Raw genomic sequence first — 16987 nt, 5'->3', positions numbered from 1 at the left:
AAGCCTCGTTGGACGCAAGTTTCGTGGGATAAGCATTGCCCCAATGCAGTAACCGGCAGCCCAGCCAGGCACGGTTAGCTCTCGATGGGCCCCTTGGCCGCGGCCGGATCGAGCACGCGGGCCAAAAACGATCGGGTGCGCTCGTGCTGCGGGGCGGCGATCACCTGCTCCGGGCTGCCTTCCTCGACCACGACCCCGCCGTCCATGAACACCACCCGGTGCGCGACTTCGCGGGCGAAGCTCATCTCGTGCGTCACCACCATCATGGTCATGCCCTCGGCCGCGAGGTCGCGCATCACCGCCAGCACGTCACCGACCAGCTCGGGGTCCAGGGCCGAGGTCGGCTCGTCGAACAGCATCACGTCCGGGCCCATCGACAGCGAGCGCGCGATCGCCGCACGCTGTTGCTGGCCGCCCGACAGCTGCGCCGGGTAGGCGTTCGCCTTGTCCGACAGCCCGACTTTCGCGAGGTTGGCGTGGGCCAGTTGCTCGGCTTGGGCCTTGGGCCGGCGCAGCACCCGGCGCTGGGCGATGGTGAGGTTCTCAAGCACGGTCAGGTGCGGAAACAGGTTGAACGACTGGAAGACCATGCCGATCCGGCGCCGGACCGCGTCGATGTCGACATCGGGGTCGGTGATCTCCACACCGCCGACGTAGACCTCGCCGGACTGCGGCTCTTCGAGCAGGTTGATGCAGCGCAGCAGCGTGGACTTGCCCGAGCCGGAGGGCCCGATGACGCACACCACCTCGCCGCGCGCGACGTGAAAGTCGATGCCGCGCAGGACGTGGTTGGCGCCGAAGGATTTGTGCAGGGCGCGGACGTCGATCGCTGCGTCCTGACGGCTACGGCCGGCTTCGGCGCCGTCGGTGATCGGGTCGAGACTCATGCGTTCGCCTTCGCGTTGCGGGCCTCGAGCCGTCGTGCGAGGTAGCTCAGGGGAATGGTGATGATCAGATAGCACAGGCCCGCGATCAGGATCGGGGTGATGTTGGCCTTGGTGCTGGCCAGGTCCCGGCCGAACTTGGTGAGCTCGCGGTCACCGAGCTGCACGCCGAGAAAGAGCACCAGGCTGCTGTCCTTGAACAGCAGCACCAGCTCGTTGGTCAGCGGTGGCACGATGATGCGAAAGGCCTGCGGGATGACGATGCTGACCATCGCCCGGCCGCTGGACATGCCCAGTGACCGGGCTGCCTCTCGCTGGCCGCGGGGCACGGCTTGGATTCCGGCGCGCACGGTCTCGGCCATGTAGGCCGCTGACACCAGCGCCAGCGCCAGCGCGACCTTGCCGACGGTGCCGCCCGGGATCTTGGTCCCGGGGAACGCCAGCGGCACTCCGACGCCCACGAAGATGAAGATGAGCAGCGCCGGCAGCCCGCGGAAGACCTCGATGTAGGCCGCCGCGAGCCAGCGGTAGGGCGGCACCGACGACAGCCGCATCAGGGCGAGCAGCACGCCGAGCAGCAACCCGCCGGCGAAGCCGGTCAGGGTGTAGATCACGGTGTTCTTCAACGCCACCGTGAGCACTCCGGGGAACATCTCCCGGGCGATCTCGCCGCGGGCGAAGTTCTGCCGCAGCGTCTCCCAGTCGGCCACCAAGGCCACGATGACCAGGACCGCCACGAACAACGCGTACTGGACGCCCAGGCTGACCCGCCGGCGCTGCCGGCGGGTCAGCCGTGATCGGCGCACGCCTGCGGTGCTGGCAGGCGTGGTCTCGGCGCTTGAGGTGCTGGTGGCCATGGGCATCCGTTCGTGGCTGGGCTCTTCCAGGCTGGTGCGCGCCCGCCGGGCCCGCCAGGACGAGGTCTTCTCAGCTAGCCGGCTTGGCGCCGATCCACTTGGTGTAGAGGGTGTCATAGGTGCCGTCGCTCTTGGCCTTAGCAAGAGCGGCGTTGATCTTGGCGAGCAGCTCGTCGTTGCCGTCCTTCTTCACGGCGAAGCCGTACTGCTCGCCGGTGTCGAGGTTGGCCACGATCTCGAAGTCGGCGTTGGCTGGATCCTTGAGCCAGCCGTTGACCACCGGCAGGTCCTGCACGATCACGTCCACCTGGCCGCTGCGAAGGCCGTTGAGCTCGGCGTCGGAGGTCTCGAAGGAGACCGGGTCAGCGCCGTGCTCCTTGACGTAGTCCTCGCCGGTGGTGGAGGCCTGCGAGCCGACCTTCTTGCCCTTGGCCGAATCGAGCGAGGTGATGCCCGACCCCTTCTTGGCCAGCAACGCCTGGGTGGCGTCGAAGTACGGCTCGGAGAAGTCGAGGTTCTTCTTGCGCTCTTCGGTGATCGTCATGCCGGCCGCCGCGACGTCGCATTGACCGGCGTTGAGGGCGGCGCCGGTCTTGATGTTCTCGAACGGGGTGTCGAAGATGGCCTGCTTGGCGCCGATGTCCTTGGCGACCAGGTCGATGAGGTCGACGTCGAAGCCGACCACCTTGCCGCCTTCTGCGGACTGGAACGGCGGGTAGGGCAGGTGCGTGCAGGTCGTCAGCTCGCCTGCCTTGATCAACTTGATGCTGCTGCTGGCGCCGCTGGACTTTCCGGCGTCGGTGGCCTCGTCGTCGCCGCCTCCGCAGCCGGCGAGCAGGACGAGCGCGCAGGCGGCGGTGGCCGCGCGCGCCATGAACGTACGGTGCATGAAATGCTCCCAGGGTGCGTAGGAAAGGGCCATCCTCGCATCAAGAGGCGCTTTCTGTTAGCAGGCCTGCCAGATGTCTGCGCACTTGTCCTCGCGCAGTCGAGAACTCTGCGAGGCTGGCCTAACTGTAGGGGTCGGTTATCTCACGCAGCGCGATCAGGGCTTGCCTAAGCTGCCTGCTCCGGGTCTTACCCAAGTGGGCCTCCCAGCTGGCCTCCACAGCACGCACCACGGGGGCGCTCAGCTCGACGAGCTCCCGCCCCCTGGTCGTCATGGTCACCAGCCGGGCGCGGGCGTCGGTGGGGTCGGCGATCCGCTCGACGTAGCCGGCTCGTTCGAGCTGGTCGACGATGGAGCCCAGTGTCTGCTTGCTGATTTGGGCGGCCTCGGCGAGGTCAGCCAGCCGGGTGCCCCCCGGGCCGATTCGCTGGAACACCCGGGCCTGGTTTAGGGGGATGTCATGGCCGTGCGACTTGAGGGCAGCCATCACGGCCGACTCCAGGTAGCGGTACGGGATGAACATCAAGAGTCCGAGATTCAGCTCGGCAGCATCATTGTCGGCCACCGTGACATCATTGCATCAGTCCGAAATTCGGACTAATATCACGGTGTCCACGCAGCGCTGGAGTTCGTGCGATTGAAGGTTTTGCGATGACGGATGAGCAGGCTTACTGGGCCGCGGTTCGCACGGTGCGCCTAGGCGTCGCCGATCTGCTGGACTCCCTGACTGTGGCGGAGTGGGATGCCCCGTCCCTATGCCGAGGGTGGCGCGTGCGCGACGTGGCGGGCCACTTGTCGTCGGTCCCGACGATCACGACGTGGTCGATGATGCGCGTCGGGCCGCGCGCCGGGTTCAACCCGAACCGCATCAACACCGTCGTGGCACTGCGTCACGGTAGCCGGCCCGCGGACCAGATTGTCGGCGCCATCCGCGAGCACGCGAGCGAGCGGCACGTCGCCAGAGTCCTAGACGCGCGGAACTGCCTCTTTGACGCCATCGTGCACAGTCAGGACATCGCCATACCGCTGGGGCGCGAGTTCGCCGTTCCGGCCGCGTTCAGCCGTGAGGGTCTGGAGCGGGTCTGGGCCATGGGGTGGCCGTTCAACGCCAGGCGCCGCCTTGCCGGGCTGAGGTTGACGGCGACCGACACTGACTGGACCGTCGGAGCCGGACCCGAGGTGGCCGGCTCCGCCTTGTCCCTTCTGCTCCTTCTCACCGGGCGGGCCTCGACCGTTGTCGACTCTCTGAACGGTCCCGGAGTCCCATCGCTGTCTAACTGATCAGATCCTCTGACTCCACCGGCGGTGAGCACCGATTTCTGCCATGTTTCCCAACCATTGGGCGCATTTGTCCCAGGTATCTTGGGGAGCTCCATCAGCTCTTGGTGTGTACAGCCCGGGGGACAGGAAACGCTTGTAACCTATAACGTTTCGCTGTCTCGACACGGCCACGGGGGTCGTGCACCCGGCACGCGTCGCGACCCGCACGTGACCGGATGTGGAGATTCGCTGGAAGGGTGAGTCGCACATGAAGCTCCTGCACATCATCGCCACGCCACGAGCCGCCCGGTCGCGCACGCTGCAGATCTCCAACGCGTTTCTGGAGCGCCTGCACAGCAAGCGCCCGGAGTCCGAGGTGCGCACCCGGGACCTGTTCGCCGAGGACCTGCCTCCGGTCGACGGTCAGAACATGGACTCGAAGTACCGGTTGATGGTGGGCCGGCCCATCGATCCCGACCATGCCGAGTCCTGGGCGCACATCGAGACGCTGATCGAGGAGTTCCTGGCCGCCGACGTGTACCTGATCACCGCGCCGATGTGGAACTTCAGCATTCCGTACGCGCTCAAGTACTACATCGACGCCATCGTGCAGCCCCGCTACCTGTTCGGCTATAACGAGCACGGCGTGCCGGTCGGCCTGGTGCACGGCAAGCGGATGGTGTGCGTCACGAGCCGAGGCGGAGATTACTCGCTGGGCAGTCCGATGCATTCCTTTGACGCCGAGGAGTCATATCTGCGACAGATATTCGGATTCGTGGGCATCGTCGACTTTCACTGCGTGAACGCGCAGCCGATGGACCAATCACCCACCGTGTGCGCCGCCGCGATCGAATCAGCCAAGCAGGCGGCCTGTTCGCTGGCCGATGACCTCGCCGGCGCGTACACACTGGCGTAGCAGCTCAGCTTGCTCCCCGATCCAGGCAGGAATCCTGCCGTTAGATTCGGTGATCAGGGTTTTCACTGTTGAGGAAAAGAGATTGAGGTACAGGCCTACGCGGTGGCGTAGGTCAGAGCCGGGGTCGCCCGGATGAGGGAGGCCAACCTGACCTCGACCGGCACCCGGACGTCGCTGAGGATCTGCGGGGCCTGCCACACGGTGAGATAGGCGTTTCGGGTGGCCTGGCAGGCGTCGTCGCACGAGCTGAGCGCCCGCAAGGCGTAGGCGTAGACGGTGGCCGAGGTCGCGTCGTAGAGCTCCATCAGGGCGGCCAGGTCACCGGCCTGCAGCCGGGTGGCGATGTCGGCGTGCCAGCGTCGCCGCGCTGTGACAGGCATGGGTGTCACGGCCTCGGCGTGCAAAGCGGAAACGGGCGTGGCCTGGGCCGGGTGAGCGCTGACGGCGACTCGTCGGGGGAGCTGGGCAGAGACGGTGTCGCTGTGACGCCGGCGGGCAACGTGAGCGCGCCGGTGTCGATGACGTCGATGGCGAGATCGTGCATCTTGCGGTTGCTGTGCTGGCTGACTCGACGCAGCAGGTCGAAGGCGGCCTCGCTGGTCAGCTTGTGATTGGCCATCAGGATTCCGATAGCGGTGCCGATGCACCGGTTGGTCGTCAACGCGATGCGAAGATTGTCGGCCTGGGCCTGTCGGGCTGCCAGGATCTCGGCCAGGCGCTCACGCTCGATCACGGCCATCGCACGCTCGACGACGAGTTGGGCGAGCACACCGTGGTGGGCGCTGGGGCTCAAGGTGTGAAAGGCCATCGTCAGAACACCCCGGTAGTCGGGGACGCCTTCGATGCTCCTGCCGAGTATCGGCGTGAGCACCGCGTTGTGGCTGACCACCTGCTTGCCCGCCATCGCCTGCCTGAGGAGAGCGGGATCCTCGTGGTGGGCGCCGTTCCACGGCCAGGCGGTCTTGTACGCGTGCTCGGCAGTCATGACGGCGACCGTGGCGGCATCGCACAGCGACGGCACGCACAGCCGGGTGACGCTGGTGAACACAACCGCGGGCTCGGCAGAAGCGACGAGGCCGTCGAGGGCCTGCAGGATCGGCCCCAGGCCCTGCTCTGAGTGGGCGGACGGGCGGTGCGTCAGAAAGGGGGCGGATTGAACGCTCATGCGGGCCTCCGGGTGTGGTTCCTTGAATGCTCTCTCGAAACGACCGCCCGGAGCCGGTTGGAGACTATGCAATGTGGTTCTTGCGCGGTCGGCTCCTTGCCGCGGCCGTCACAGGCTCGTGAGGATGAGCAGACCGAGTCAGCTGAGAGGAAACTCATGTTCTGTCTGCCCGCCGTGCTGCCCTCCGTCGGCCGCCGCGGCCAGGCGCGTTAGATGGGTCTCTCGCAGCCCGAGCGCATGCACAGCGCCGACCCGGCCGCTCCTGCCGCCGAGTTCGCTCTCCGGTTCCTGTCCGCGTTCGAGCGCGACGATCCGGCGGCGATGCGCTGTGAACTCGAGCAGGCCACCCAAGCGTGCGGGCTGGGCACGTGCCTCGATGACGTTCTGCTGCCTGGGATGCGCGCTATCGGAATCTTGTGGCAGAGGGGCCAGTGCGGGATCGAGAAGGAGCGGCTGGCCACTGAATGCGCGCGGGCCTGGCTGCAGAGTCATGAGGTCCTGGCGCCCGCGCCCGATCCAGGCCCACCTGTCGTCCTGGCGTGCGGGCCGACTGACCGGCACAGCCTGGGCTTGGAAGCCCTGGCGATCCTGCTCCGCTACCAGGGGCAGGGCTGTCGCCTGCTCGGGGCTCGGGTGTCCACTCGCACGCTCATGACCGCGGTCCGAGCCAGCCGTCCCGCGGCTGTGGTGATCGTGTCGCACCTGCGGGTCAACCATGACCGCGCTGCTGAGTCACTTCGCTCGGCTGAGGCCTGGGTGCCGGAGCTGTTCTACGCCGGGGAGGCGTTCGCCACCGCCAGACTGCGACGCGACCTCCCCGGGACCTATCTGGGAACCCGGCTGCAAGACGCCTCGTCGCTCATCCTCAGATCTCGGCTCAGGACGGACACGGCAAAGCTCAAGGGGGTCGCTGCCCTGCCCGACCCCGGCACGCCGCCCGAGCACGCTGATAGACGCTGACAGATCCGCGTGCGAAGCTTTGGGGGCCGGCGGGCTTCCACCTCATGCGCCGGTTCCCCTCTCGACGGAAACACCGATGAGCAGCACACCCAGCGGCCACCCGCAGCACGGTCCGGCAGCCATGCCAGGTTTCGACTGATGGTGGCTGCCAGCGGTCGCGAGCAGCCGCGCAACGAGTTTCCCGGCGTGCCGATCGCCGAGGCGGCACGCCAGCTCGGCGTCCCCATGCCGACCCTGCGCTCCTGGGAACTGCGGTACAACATGCCGGAGGTAGTCCGAGGTGTGGGCAAGCACCGCCGGTACTCCGCGGCGGAGTTGCACGGACTCAGGCTGATGCGCGATGAGATCGCCCGGGGCAAACGGGCAAGCCTGGCCGCCCAGTCGGTGCGCGAGTTGCTCCAGCTCACCGGCACTGCCAGCGAGTTCGTCGCCGACGTGCTCGCCGCGTCTGAGCGCTCTGATCCCCTCGCGGTGCGCCAGCACCTCACCCGGGCTCAAGGCGCCCTTGGCCTGGGGCCCTGCCTAGACGACGTGCTGTTGCCGGCGATGCAGCAGATCGGGCTGTGGTGGCAGACCGGACGCTGCGACGTCGAACAGGAGCACCTCGCGACCGAGGCGGCGCGGGCCTGGCTGGAGGCCCTGACCGCCTATGCCCCCGCGCCTGCCCGGCCGACGACGATCGTCCTGGCGTGCGGGCCGACCGATCTGCACACCATCGGCTTGGAGGCGCTGGCGACGTTGCTTCGCTACCAGCAGTGGACCGTTCGCCTGCTCGGGGCGAAAACCGCTGTGCCCGCCCTTGAGACCGCGATCCACGCGACCCACGCCGGGGCGGCGGTCATCGTCTCGCACCTCAGCTCCGGCCGCGCTCGCGCCATCCAGTCCCTGCACGCCGCCAATGTCCTGGGCGTCAAGGTGTTCTACGCCGGCAACGCGTTCACGTCCCCGCGCAGCCGCCGCAACCTGCCCGGCGTCTACCTGGGCACCCGGCTGCAGGACGCCTGCGAGCTGATCGACCGCGCACTGGGCTGAGCGGCAGGGCCGCGGCGTCGTGGCGACACGGGTCAGGGCGGGCGCGCCTGTTTTCGGAGATCGCGCGACGCGAGTTAGCGTGAGTCATGGACTTGTTGCGCAAGAAGCGGGTTGAGGATCTGCTGTCCCAGGGCGCCGACGAGGGCACGGGCCTGCGAAAACGGCTGGGGGCGGTGGACCTGACCGGCTTGGGAGTCGGCGTGGTGATCGGCACCGGCATCTTCACGCTCACCGGTGTCGAGGCGAAGAACCACGCCGGCCCGGCGGTGGTCATCTCGTTCCTGATCGCGGGCGTCGTGAGCCTGCTGGCCGCGCTCTGCTACGCCGAGCTCGCTTCCGGAGTCCCCACCGCCGGCAGCGCCTACAGCTACGCCTACGTCAGCATCGGCGAACTGGTCGCGTGGATCATCGGCTGGGACATCGTGCTGGAATTCGCCCTCGGCGCCGCGGTGGTCGCCCGGGGGTGGTCGGGGTACCTGCAGAACCTCTTCTCGCTGCCGACTTCGATCTTCGGTGAGGACGCGACGGTCAATGTCGGCGCGATGGCGATCACCGTCGTGCTCGGCGTCATCGCCGCACTGGGCATCAGGGAGTCGGCCAGGGTGACCAACGCGCTGGTGGTGGTCAAGGTGGCGGTCTGCCTGTTCATCATCGTGGCCGGCGCGTTCTTCGTGAAGCTGAGTAACTGGAGCCCGTTCGTGCCGGGGTCCGCCGGCCCGGCAACCTCCCCCAAAGGGGCGGAGCGGACGGTGGCGCAGGCGGTGTTCGGGCTGCCCCCGGAGGCGTTCGGCATCGGGGGGATCCTCACCGCGGCGGCTGTGGTGTTCTTCGCCTACAGCGGTTTCGAGGCAGTCGCCAACATGAGCGAGGAGACCCGCAAGCCGTCCCGGGACCTGCCGCTGGGGCTGTTCGGGACACTCGCCATCGCCACCGCCCTCTACATCGGCGTCTCGGCGGTGGTCACCGGGATGGTGAGCTACGGCGAGCTCAGCGAGGGCTCGCCCCTGGCCTCGGCGTTCGACGCCGTAGGGGCCAGCTGGGCCGGCACCCTCATCTCGATCGCCGCCGTCTGCGGCCTGACCTCGGTCATCCTGGTCTGCATCATCACCATGGGCCGGATCGGCTTCGCGATGGCCCGCGACGGTTTGCTGCCCAAGTCGGTGGCCGCCATCCACCCCAGATTCGGAACCCCGGTGCGCATCACTGCGGTGGTGACGGTCCTGGTGGCCGCCCTCAGCGGCTTCGTCCCGCTGGAAGCCCTCGCCAACCTGGTCAGCATCGGGACCCTGTTCGCGTTCCTCATCGTGTCAGCGGCGATCCCGATCCTGCGCCGGAGCGAAGCCGGGATCAATCGGCCCTTCCGGGTGCCGTGGTCGCCGTTCATCCCCATTCTGTCCGTGCTGGCCTGCCTCTACCTGATGCTGAATCTGACCATCGCCACCTGGCTCAGGTTCGCGGTGTGGCTCGCGCTCGGCCTGGTCATCTACCTGGGTTACGGCTATCGCCATGCCCGGCTGTCGCCGAACACGCGCTCTGCCGATCCGGAGCAGGCGGGCCTGGCAGCCGGCCGAACCCACGAGTGAGCCCGCGCGGCTGACCTCCAGTCGGCGCCGCGATCGCGCGCAAGGTCGTGTCAGGTGCTTGCTTGCGCGATCCGGACGCCCAAGTCGTCCAACTCAGCGAGGATCAGGCTTGCCCCCCACACCTGGTCGCGTTTTCGATCAGTGAGCGCACGCAGCACGCCGGCGTCGCGCAGGCGGTTGATGGCGGCGAAGACGCTGCTTCGCGGAGCGGGGAGGGCTGCGACAGCGTCTTCGGAGGAGAAGATCGGACGCGATGGCAGCAGCGCCAGTAGCTTCGCCGAGTGCCCTAATACGAGTTGCTGGGGCACATACACCCCAGTGGGCGCTGCTCTTTATGGGATGGGACAAGACAGGACGTCCGGCCGGACGCGTCCGAGCTCTGCGTTGGCCTCGTTCGGGGGACACTGTGTCCGCTGGATGTCACATTCTTGAGCCCGGCGGTGCTGTAGAGACATGGACCTGATTCGGCGTGGGGGAGCGGCAGGCGCGGCCGTCATGGCGGCCCGCGGTGCGGCCCCCGAAGCGATCGCCGTAGCGGCGAAGGGGCGGGACGAGAGGACGGAGCGGGTGGCGGTGTCGGGTTCGGCCCGCGGCGCCGTGCGCGCCGACCTGGACGAGGTCTTTCGCCGCGACTACCAGCAGGTCGTCGGCGTGGCCGCCCGGGTGCTGGGCTCGCGTGACCAGGCCGAAGACGTCGCGCAGGAGGTCTTCCTGTCCTTCAACCGCTCCTCGGTGGCGGCCGACCAAGCCTCCGGCTGGCTCGTCGTCGCCGCCGCCCACACCGCGCTGAACCTGCTCCGCTCGGGGCGTCGTCGGACGTCGCGGGAGGAGATCGCCGCCGCGGCGGAGCACGCCGTCGTGTCCGACGTGGCCGAGGCGGTGGTGACGCTGGAGGAGCGCGGCCGGGTGCGTGCGGCGCTGGGCCGGCTGCCCCGCAAGCAGGCCATGGCCCTGGTGCTGCGGCACAGCGGCCTGAGCTACGCCGACCTCGCCGCGGCGCTCGACATGTCCCCCGGCAGCGTCGGCACCACCGTGCGGCGCGCCGAATCCGCTTTGCGCAAGGAGTTGAACCGTCATGGGTCATCTGACTGAAGGCGCGCTGCGCCGGCTGCTCGACGAGCCGGCCGGGGTGAGTGACGCCGACCGCCGGCACGTCGCCGGCTGCCCGCAGTGCCTCGACGCGCTGGCCGCCACCCGCTCCGACGCCACCCTGGTCGGCGCGGCGCTGGCCGGCGAGAGCGCCGGGGACCTCGACATGGCCGCGGCCTGGCGGCGGCTGTCGACTGCCCTGCCCGCCGCCGCGCCCGAGCGGGCTCCCGCGCCGGCCCGGCCCCCTGCGCAGGCCCGTGCCGGACGGTGGCGGGAACTCCTGCGCCGCCCGGTCGTCGCGGCCCTGGCCGTGGCCGTGGTCTTCGCAGGCGCCGGCACGGCCGCGGCCAACGACTGGCTGCAGATCTTCCGCACCGAGCAGATCGCCCCGCTCAACCTCAGCGCCGCCGACCTCATCGCGCTGCCCGACCTGAGCGCGTACGGCACGCTCGCGATGACGAGCGAGCCGGACGTGCACGAGGTCGCCGACGCGGCGGCCGCGGCAGCCGAAAGCGGCCTGGACGTGCCGGAGGTGACCGACCTGCCCCGCGGCGTCAGGGGTGAGCCGGTCTACCAGGTGGGCCGCAAGATGAATGCCACCTTCACCTTCTCGGCCGAGCGCGCCGCCCGTGCCGCTGACGAGGCGGGGACGGCCTTGCCGCCTGTGCCGCCCGGCCTGGACGGCAGCTCGGTGCGGCTGACAGCCGGCCCGGGGGTGGCCCAGACCTGGAAGTCCTCGGCGGGCGCTCCCGCCCTCATCGTGGGCCGCGCCGTCGCGCCCACGGCGACCTCGTCCGGCGTCGCCTTCGAGGTGGTGCGCGACTACCTGCTGTCGCTGCCCGGGCTGCCCGACCGGGTCGCCGAGCAGCTACGCGCGTTCACCGCCGACGGCTCCACCCTCCCGCTGCCGGTGCCCGCTGACGAGGTCACCACCAAGCCGTCCCAGGTGAACGGCGTGCCGGCCACCGTGCTGCAGACCCGCAACCGGGCGCTCGCGGCCGTGGTGTGGGTGGCCGACGGCGCGGTGACCGCGGTGGCCGGCTCGCTGGACACCGACGAGGTCCTGTCGATCGCCCGGGGCCTGAAGTGACGGCCGCCTCTGGCGCCGCGGTCGGCACTGGCACCGCGGTCGGCACTGACCCCGCGGTCGGCACTGACGCCGCGCAGCGCGAGGCGGCGCGGCTGGTCGCCGACCTGCCGCAGGCGCCGGCCGTCTGGTGCTCGGGCCTGCGCAAGCGCTACGGCAAGCGCCAGGCCGTCGAGGACGTGTCGCTGGAGGTCGGCCGCGGCGATGTGGTCGGGCTGCTCGGCCCGAACGGGGCGGGCAAGACCTCGGTGATCAAGATGCTGCTGGGCCTGGTCCGCCCCGACGCCGGAGAGGTGATGCTGCTCGGGCGGCCCGCCGCCGACCCGGCCGCCCGCGCCCGTGTCGGTTACCTGCCCGAGCTCTTCCGGTACCAGCCGTGGCTGAGCGCGGCCGAGGTGATGGCCCTGCACGTCCGGCTGTCCGGGATCGAGGTGAGCGCGCGCGAGCAGCGCGAGTGCCTGGCGCTGGTGGGCCTGGCCGAGCGCGCCGGCGACCGGGTGGGCGGCTTCTCCAAGGGGATGCAGCAGCGCCTCGGGCTGGCGGTCGCCCTGGTGGCCGGGCCTGAGCTGGTCGTGCTGGACGAGCCGACCAGCGCCCTGGACCCGCTGGGCCGCGTCGACGTGCGTGACATCGTGCTGGAGCTGAAGTCCCGGGGCGTGGCGGTGCTGCTGAACTCGCACCTGATCGGCGAGGTCGAGCGGGTGTGTGACCGGGTGGTCATCCTCGACCGGGGACGGGTCGCGGCGTCGGGCACCCTCGCCGAGCTGCTGGGCCAGCGCGAGCTCCGGCTGCACCTGACCGGCGTCTCCGCCGCGGCGCGGGAGCGGCTGGCCGCGGCCGGAAAACTCGAGCGGGCCGGCGACTGGTTCACCGTGGCGCTGCCGGCCGACGATGACACGGCGGCCGTGCCTGACCTGGTGCGGGACCTGGCCGTCCTGGGAGCGCGGGTGCACGCGGTCGAGCCGGCGCGGATCACCTTGGAGGAGCGCCTGCTCGGCATCCTGCGGGCCGGCGCCGACGCGCGGTCAGAAGTGGACGCCCGATCGGAGGGGAAGCGATGACGACCGTGCTGACCATCGCCGCGCTCACCCTGCGCGAGGCGGCCCGCCGGCGGGTGTTGTTCGCCCTGGCGGCGCTCACCGTCGTGCTGCTGGCGCTGAGCGGCTGGGGGTTCTCGCGCCTGGCGGCGGAGTCCGGCGGCAGCGCGCTCACCAGCGGTGAGGCCCGGCTGACGGCCTCCATCGTGCTCAACCTGGTGATGTTCGGCTACAGCCTCATCGCGGCGCTGGGCACCGCCTTCCTCGCGGGGCCGACGCTGTCGGGTGAGACGGAGTCGGGCATCGCGCTGGCCGTGCTGGCCCGCCCGATCCGACGGTCGACGTTCCTGCTGGGCAAGTGGCTGGGCCTGGTGGCCTTCGGCAGCGGCTTCGTCGTGCTCGCGGGCCTGGCCCAGTGCCTGGTGGTCCGGGCGACGGTGGACTACTGGCCGCCGCAGCCGGTGGCCGCTCTGGCGCTGCTGGCCGCGCAGACCACCGTGCTGCTCACCCTGGCCGTGCTGCTCTCAACAGCCATCTCGCCGATGGCCTCGGGGGTGGTCGCGGTCGGGCTGTTCTGCACGACCTGGGTGGCCGGGGTGGTGGGCGGCGTGGGCGCGTCGCTGGGCAACGAGGCCGTCGCCCGCGTCGGCACCGTGTCGCGGATGCTGCTGCCCACCGACGGCCTGTGGCGCGGGGCGATGAACGCCTTTCAGGACCCGTCCGCGCTGGCCGTGTTCGGCGGCTCGGACGGCCAAGCCTTTCCATTTCTGAGCGCGGCGCCGTTGACGCTCGGCTACCTTGCGTGGGCCGCGGTGTGGGTGGCGATGGTGTGGGGTTTGGCGGCGACGTCCTTCACGCGCAAGGACCTGTGACTGCCCATCGATCACGGCGAGCCTCCAAAACTGGGCTCAGGGTGCCCATAATGACTCCCAATGTGGCGGCGATGCTCGCCCGCGAGCCCCCACCTAGGCGAGGTGCAAGGATGCAGATAGCCATCGATGGCTGATCGGGTGGATCAGCCGTGTCGCCGCGCCGAAACGTCAGACCCGTGCGCAAGACTCCATCTTGTGAGTGGACGGAACGTCTCAACGACCAGTGAGACCGCGTGGTGAGGACAAGATGACGTCCGTTGCCGGGCCTAAAGCGATCTCTCTATTTAGCGGGGCGGGTGGCCTCGACATTGGCCTAGAGCGGGCTGGATGGGACGTCGTCATCGCCACGGACCTGGCGCCGGACAGCATGGAGACCCTACGTGAGAGTCGTGCTCGTGAGATCCCTGTCCTTGGGCGTACGGCGAATCACCTCCAGAACACGCACTTGATCAATGCGGATGTCTCGACACTCTCGGCCTCTGACCTACGTCCCGCGCGGAGCGGCGGGAAGTGGCGCCCCGACCTTCTAGCTGGAGGCCCGCCGTGTCAGCCATGGTCATCGGCGGGGCATCAAAAGGGCCTGAACGACCCGCGTGGGCAACTTATTGCGCACATGTTGCGGTTGGTAGACGAAGTGCGCCCCCGCTTCGTCCTCTTAGAGAACGTCCGAGGGCTTGTCACGGCTGTCGGTCCCAGCGGTGCTCCGGGCGAGGTCCTGCGCAGCATCCAGCAGGATCTGGCCGACATCGGCTACGCGAGCCGCGTTGCCACCCTTAATGCAGCAGACTACGGCGCGGCGCAGCGTCGAGTCCGTCTGTTTATCGTCGCGACGAGTGACTACGAACTGCCACTGTTCCCGCAGCCTACGCACGACAAGGCCGCGCGCGACGGACGCAAGCCGTGGGTGACACTGGGTGAGGCGCTCTCGTCCTTGCCGCCCGCAGATCCTTCCGAGGTCGTCTATCCCTCAGGTGCGCGAGCAGATCAACTCCGAGCATTGACGCCGGGCACTGGGATCAAGACTGCCGGCAAGGTCATGAACAACCGTCCCAGCGGGCATTGGGGTTACCGGCAGGACAGCTTCCTTGCGGACTTGTCACTTCCGGCGCGGACGATCCGGGCAGCAAGCACCCCTGACTGGGTCCGGTTGCCGGGGGAGGAGATGCGTCGCCTGGGGTGGCGCGAATGCGCCGCAATTCAGGGATTTCCGAGTGAGTGGTCCTTCCAGGGCACTGCCGCCTCGCTGTTCAAGCAGATCGGTAACGCCGTTCAGGTCGATGTAGCCGAAGTAGTGGGCGGAATGGTGTTGTCGGCGCTACGGCGCGGCCCTGCTTTGGAGCGGCCCACTACACCACCGTGGCCACCCGAGTTATTGAAGCGGGTGCGGTATACGGAGGCCGAACACCGTGTCAACGGGTCGCTTAGAGTCCGCCTTATACCAAAGACGACCGACACGCGGGGATCTGCGACCGCCTGATCGCCGGCCGGGTGGTGCGACACTCACCGCATGGCACGAGCATCGGCAGCACCTCCCTTCTGGAGTGACCAGGAACTTAAGAAAGCTCGGGACGTCGGGGAGCAGTTGTTCACGACTCAGCGCCGCGAGGAAGGTCCACTCGCATTCCAGCGCGTCTATACCGCTCTTCGTCCGCGTGTGGAATACGTCTTCGACGCCTCGGACAACATGCGCAACCTGACGGGCGCAGTCTTCACCCAAGATCCCGACGCGTGGCAGGCCGCGAGGTATATTTGCGGGCCGCCTATCAGCCAAGAGGACCTGTGGACACTAGTGGGAGGTCCGAAGTTCAAGCGCGTACCGCCGGACTTGGCGGAAGAGACGGCGGAGGCTATCCGCATTGTCATCGACCCTGTCCGCTTCCCGTGGTTGACTGAGAATCGCGACCCCGCGCCATCCGAGCGCGAAGCTGCCGTCCTCGCGACTTCGGTGCTATGGGCGGCCCAGCAGTTGGGCACGCAGCGACGCGGTGAGGCATCACTTCGTCAAGAGGCGTTGACTGCTCAGACGCTCGCTGACGCGGGCATGTCATTCGACGGAACGCGCGGTCCGATCCGTTTCATTGACGATCTAGCACCCGGTACCTACACGCGGGAGCGGCGGGTGGCTGCAGCGAAGTGCGACGTCCCCTCCCGCCTCCACGACAAGCGGCTGTTCGCAGTCGAATGCAAGGTGTCCAACGGGCCGAAGAACGGCTGGAAGCGTGTCAACCGTGAAGTTGGCGGCAAGGCCGAGGGCTGGCGAAGTCATTTTGGCCAGGACACCTTGACCGGCGTCGTCCTTGCAGGGGTGTTTGATCTTGCATGCCTGCGAACGGCGCAGGACCGAGGTGTCTCGATCTTCTGGGAACACGATCTCTCGCCGTTGGGCGAGTTCGTGACAGCCACGCGCCCCTGACAGCCAGAGTGTGGACCTGTGACTGCGGGCTACCCGCCCAACCAGGCTAAGCGGCAGCCTGCTCCCAGCCGTAGCTCTTGCCGTTGCTCTAAACCAACAATCATGAAAAGTTGACAACACGAGGGAATGTGCCCGGGCACGATATCAGTGAAAAGTACAATCCTGGCGCATTGCGAGTCGCTCTTGACCCAGGACGGACATGGCGTCCATTCCGTTATATCGGTCGCTGAAATCAGTCCCACGGCAGTGGCGTATTGATCGTTCGAGTTCAGCCCCAGAACCTCTTGTCGGTCGGCTTATAACAATGCCAAGCCGTCATCTCGTAATATTGACCGTTCCCGGTGCTCTTGGCGGCAAAGTTGGACGTGCACTGAGCGGGGCTCGTTCCGCCGTCTCGGTTAGGTCCCGTGGATCCGAGCACCACCCGCAAAAGGGGAGGTGTCTGCTTGTCGATTTGCCAGGCTCTGTACCGCCCCCACTTGAAAGGTCACCGTGCCGAGCCCGTAGATCTCCAGGCTCTCGACCAGGTGCCGGGGTAGCTCCGGGGTGTTTGATGTGTAGAGGACATGCATACCGTTGGCGTAGTCCGGCCCCCAGCTCTGGAGTTTGACACCGGCAGCCTTGAACTCGGGCGACAGCGCCCAAATTAAATCACTCAGGTGCTTGATCTCGGTCGCGCTCAAGGCGGCGGCCTCGAACTCGATCGACACCCCAGCAGGGGCGAGAACTCGGTATTTGGAAAGGTCGAAGGCATCAGTCGTCACTGACTTGCGGTAGATCTGTAAGCGGGCGTTGCGCACGTCTACGACGCTGACGGTGTACGCCGGATCGGTTGCCCCGACTTTGTCTGCCGCGGTGGCTACCCGCCCGATCACCTCTTGGAGAGCCCAGTCGATGTCCGCGCCCGGTACGGCGGCGTTGTCGTCCACGGTTGCCTTCTTGT

Annotated in this window: 19 protein-coding genes; 11 read left to right on the top strand and 8 right to left on the bottom strand. The window is 68.2% G+C overall.

Features of this window, described 5'->3' with window-relative positions; genetic code table 11:
* Nucleotides 1-74: 74 nt before the first annotated feature.
* From VGB75_08410 to VGB75_08395, 4 genes are all read right to left on the bottom strand, one after another.
* Nucleotides 75-887 carry an amino acid ABC transporter ATP-binding protein gene (locus VGB75_08410; GenBank protein ID HEY0167049.1) on the bottom strand — a complete coding sequence of 271 codons (813 nt, stop codon included), beginning with the start codon at nt 885-887 and terminating at the stop codon, nt 75-77.
* Nucleotides 884-1747: an amino acid ABC transporter permease gene (locus VGB75_08405; GenBank protein HEY0167048.1), complete on the bottom strand. Its 864-nt coding sequence runs from the start codon at nt 1745-1747 to the stop codon at nt 884-886. Before VGB75_08405 ends, VGB75_08410 begins: the two co-directional genes overlap by 4 nt.
* A 64-nt stretch (nt 1748-1811) precedes the next feature.
* On the bottom strand, nt 1812-2630 hold the full coding sequence (locus VGB75_08400) for a basic amino acid ABC transporter substrate-binding protein (GenBank protein ID HEY0167047.1): 819 nt from the start codon (nt 2628-2630) through the stop codon (nt 1812-1814).
* Between the two features lie 121 nt (nt 2631-2751).
* A complete protein-coding gene (locus VGB75_08395) occupies nt 2752-3195 on the bottom strand; it encodes a MarR family transcriptional regulator (protein ID HEY0167046.1) in 444 nt (147 codons plus the stop codon).
* Nucleotides 3196-3281: 86 nt separating this feature from the next.
* Between VGB75_08395 and VGB75_08390 the strand changes: the two genes are divergently transcribed.
* On the top strand, nt 3282-3911 hold the full coding sequence (locus VGB75_08390; protein ID HEY0167045.1) for a maleylpyruvate isomerase family mycothiol-dependent enzyme: 630 nt from the start codon (nt 3282-3284) through the stop codon (nt 3909-3911).
* Nucleotides 3912-4158: 247 nt separating this feature from the next.
* The gene (locus VGB75_08385; protein ID HEY0167044.1) at nt 4159-4806 is read left to right on the top strand and encodes an NAD(P)H-dependent oxidoreductase; all 648 of its coding nucleotides are present in this window, start codon (nt 4159-4161) and stop codon (nt 4804-4806) included.
* A 95-nt stretch (nt 4807-4901) separates the two neighbouring features.
* Here VGB75_08385 and VGB75_08380 read toward each other — a convergent pair whose 3' ends face one another.
* Nucleotides 4902-5186, bottom strand: coding sequence for a hypothetical protein (locus VGB75_08380; protein ID HEY0167043.1), 285 nt, complete (start codon nt 5184-5186; stop codon nt 4902-4904).
* A gap of 5 nt (nt 5187-5191) precedes the next feature.
* Complete coding sequence (locus VGB75_08375; protein ID HEY0167042.1) at nt 5192-5971, bottom strand: ANTAR domain-containing protein; 780 nt, start codon at nt 5969-5971, stop codon at nt 5192-5194.
* Nucleotides 5972-6184: 213 nt separating this feature from the next.
* Here VGB75_08375 and VGB75_08370 point away from each other — a divergent pair, with 213 nt between their 5' ends.
* The 3 genes from VGB75_08370 (at nt 6185) to VGB75_08360 (ending at nt 9546) form a co-directional block, all read left to right on the top strand.
* Nucleotides 6185-6931, top strand: coding sequence for a B12-binding domain-containing protein (locus VGB75_08370; protein ID HEY0167041.1), 747 nt, complete (start codon nt 6185-6187; stop codon nt 6929-6931).
* 138 nt (nt 6932-7069) lie between these two features.
* Complete coding sequence (locus VGB75_08365) at nt 7070-7963, top strand: B12-binding domain-containing protein (protein ID HEY0167040.1); 894 nt, start codon at nt 7070-7072, stop codon at nt 7961-7963.
* A gap of 86 nt (nt 7964-8049) precedes the next feature.
* Entirely contained in the window at nt 8050-9546 is a 1497-nt protein-coding gene (locus VGB75_08360) for an amino acid permease (protein HEY0167039.1), read from the top strand.
* A gap of 50 nt (nt 9547-9596) precedes the next feature.
* Here the strand turns inward: VGB75_08360 and VGB75_08355 are convergent, their stop codons facing one another.
* Nucleotides 9597-9860, bottom strand: coding sequence for a hypothetical protein (locus tag VGB75_08355; GenBank protein HEY0167038.1), 264 nt, complete (start codon nt 9858-9860; stop codon nt 9597-9599).
* Nucleotides 9861-10041: 181 nt separating this feature from the next.
* Here VGB75_08355 and VGB75_08350 point away from each other — a divergent pair, with 181 nt between their 5' ends.
* The 6 genes from VGB75_08350 (at nt 10042) to VGB75_08325 (ending at nt 16044) form a co-directional block, all read left to right on the top strand.
* On the top strand, nt 10042-10638 hold the full coding sequence (locus VGB75_08350) for a sigma-70 family RNA polymerase sigma factor (protein HEY0167037.1): 597 nt from the start codon (nt 10042-10044) through the stop codon (nt 10636-10638).
* A complete protein-coding gene (locus VGB75_08345) occupies nt 10622-11725 on the top strand; it encodes a hypothetical protein (GenBank protein HEY0167036.1) in 1104 nt (367 codons plus the stop codon). The genes VGB75_08350 and VGB75_08345 overlap by 17 nt, the downstream gene beginning before the upstream one ends.
* Nucleotides 11722-12783 carry an ABC transporter ATP-binding protein gene (locus VGB75_08340; GenBank protein ID HEY0167035.1) on the top strand — a complete coding sequence of 354 codons (1062 nt, stop codon included), beginning with the start codon at nt 11722-11724 and terminating at the stop codon, nt 12781-12783. Before VGB75_08345 ends, VGB75_08340 begins: the two co-directional genes overlap by 4 nt.
* Nucleotides 12780-13631 (top strand): hypothetical protein, encoded by an 852-nt coding sequence (locus VGB75_08335; protein ID HEY0167034.1) that lies wholly within the window; start codon nt 12780-12782, stop codon nt 13629-13631. The genes VGB75_08340 and VGB75_08335 overlap by 4 nt, the downstream gene beginning before the upstream one ends.
* Before the next feature lie 247 nt (nt 13632-13878).
* Nucleotides 13879-15108, top strand: a complete 1230-nt coding sequence (locus tag VGB75_08330; GenBank protein HEY0167033.1) for a DNA cytosine methyltransferase — start codon at nt 13879-13881, stop codon at nt 15106-15108.
* Between the two features lie 30 nt (nt 15109-15138).
* On the top strand, nt 15139-16044 hold the full coding sequence (locus VGB75_08325; protein HEY0167032.1) for a XamI family restriction endonuclease: 906 nt from the start codon (nt 15139-15141) through the stop codon (nt 16042-16044).
* A gap of 398 nt (nt 16045-16442) precedes the next feature.
* Here the strand turns inward: VGB75_08325 and VGB75_08320 are convergent, their stop codons facing one another.
* Entirely contained in the window at nt 16443-16973 is a 531-nt protein-coding gene (locus VGB75_08320) for a hypothetical protein (protein ID HEY0167031.1), read from the bottom strand.
* Nucleotides 16974-16987: the final 14 nt, after the last annotated feature.

Origin of the sequence: Jatrophihabitans sp. (assembly GCA_036399055.1) — a bacterium.
GTDB lineage: Bacteria > Actinomycetota > Actinomycetes > Mycobacteriales > Jatrophihabitantaceae > Jatrophihabitans_A.
This window is presented reverse-complemented; position numbering and strand designations above follow the sequence as displayed.

What these genes read in the sequence shown, in the direction of transcription:
- VGB75_08380 (HEY0167043.1), bottom strand. Translation starts at nt 5,186, where the DNA reads ATGCCTGTCACAGCGCGGCGACGCTGGCACGCCGACATCGCCACCCGG.
- VGB75_08400 (HEY0167047.1), bottom strand. Translation starts at nt 2,630, where the DNA reads ATGCACCGTACGTTCATGGCGCGCGCGGCCACCGCCGCCTGCGCGCTC.
- VGB75_08350 (HEY0167037.1), top strand. Translation starts at nt 10,042, where the DNA reads ATGGCGGCCCGCGGTGCGGCCCCCGAAGCGATCGCCGTAGCGGCGAAG.
- VGB75_08390 (HEY0167045.1), top strand. Translation starts at nt 3,282, where the DNA reads ATGACGGATGAGCAGGCTTACTGGGCCGCGGTTCGCACGGTGCGCCTA.
- VGB75_08360 (HEY0167039.1), top strand. Translation starts at nt 8,050, where the DNA reads ATGGACTTGTTGCGCAAGAAGCGGGTTGAGGATCTGCTGTCCCAGGGC.
- VGB75_08335 (HEY0167034.1), top strand. Translation starts at nt 12,780, where the DNA reads ATGACGACCGTGCTGACCATCGCCGCGCTCACCCTGCGCGAGGCGGCC.
- VGB75_08345 (HEY0167036.1), top strand. Translation starts at nt 10,622, where the DNA reads ATGGGTCATCTGACTGAAGGCGCGCTGCGCCGGCTGCTCGACGAGCCG.
- VGB75_08375 (HEY0167042.1), bottom strand. Translation starts at nt 5,971, where the DNA reads ATGAGCGTTCAATCCGCCCCCTTTCTGACGCACCGCCCGTCCGCCCAC.
- VGB75_08365 (HEY0167040.1), top strand. Translation starts at nt 7,070, where the DNA reads ATGGTGGCTGCCAGCGGTCGCGAGCAGCCGCGCAACGAGTTTCCCGGC.
- VGB75_08410 (HEY0167049.1), bottom strand. Translation starts at nt 887, where the DNA reads ATGAGTCTCGACCCGATCACCGACGGCGCCGAAGCCGGCCGTAGCCGT.
- VGB75_08330 (HEY0167033.1), top strand. Translation starts at nt 13,879, where the DNA reads ATGACGTCCGTTGCCGGGCCTAAAGCGATCTCTCTATTTAGCGGGGCG.
- VGB75_08370 (HEY0167041.1), top strand. Translation starts at nt 6,185, where the DNA reads ATGGGTCTCTCGCAGCCCGAGCGCATGCACAGCGCCGACCCGGCCGCT.
- VGB75_08405 (HEY0167048.1), bottom strand. Translation starts at nt 1,747, where the DNA reads ATGCCCATGGCCACCAGCACCTCAAGCGCCGAGACCACGCCTGCCAGC.
- VGB75_08385 (HEY0167044.1), top strand. Translation starts at nt 4,159, where the DNA reads ATGAAGCTCCTGCACATCATCGCCACGCCACGAGCCGCCCGGTCGCGC.
- VGB75_08325 (HEY0167032.1), top strand. Translation starts at nt 15,139, where the DNA reads ATGGCACGAGCATCGGCAGCACCTCCCTTCTGGAGTGACCAGGAACTT.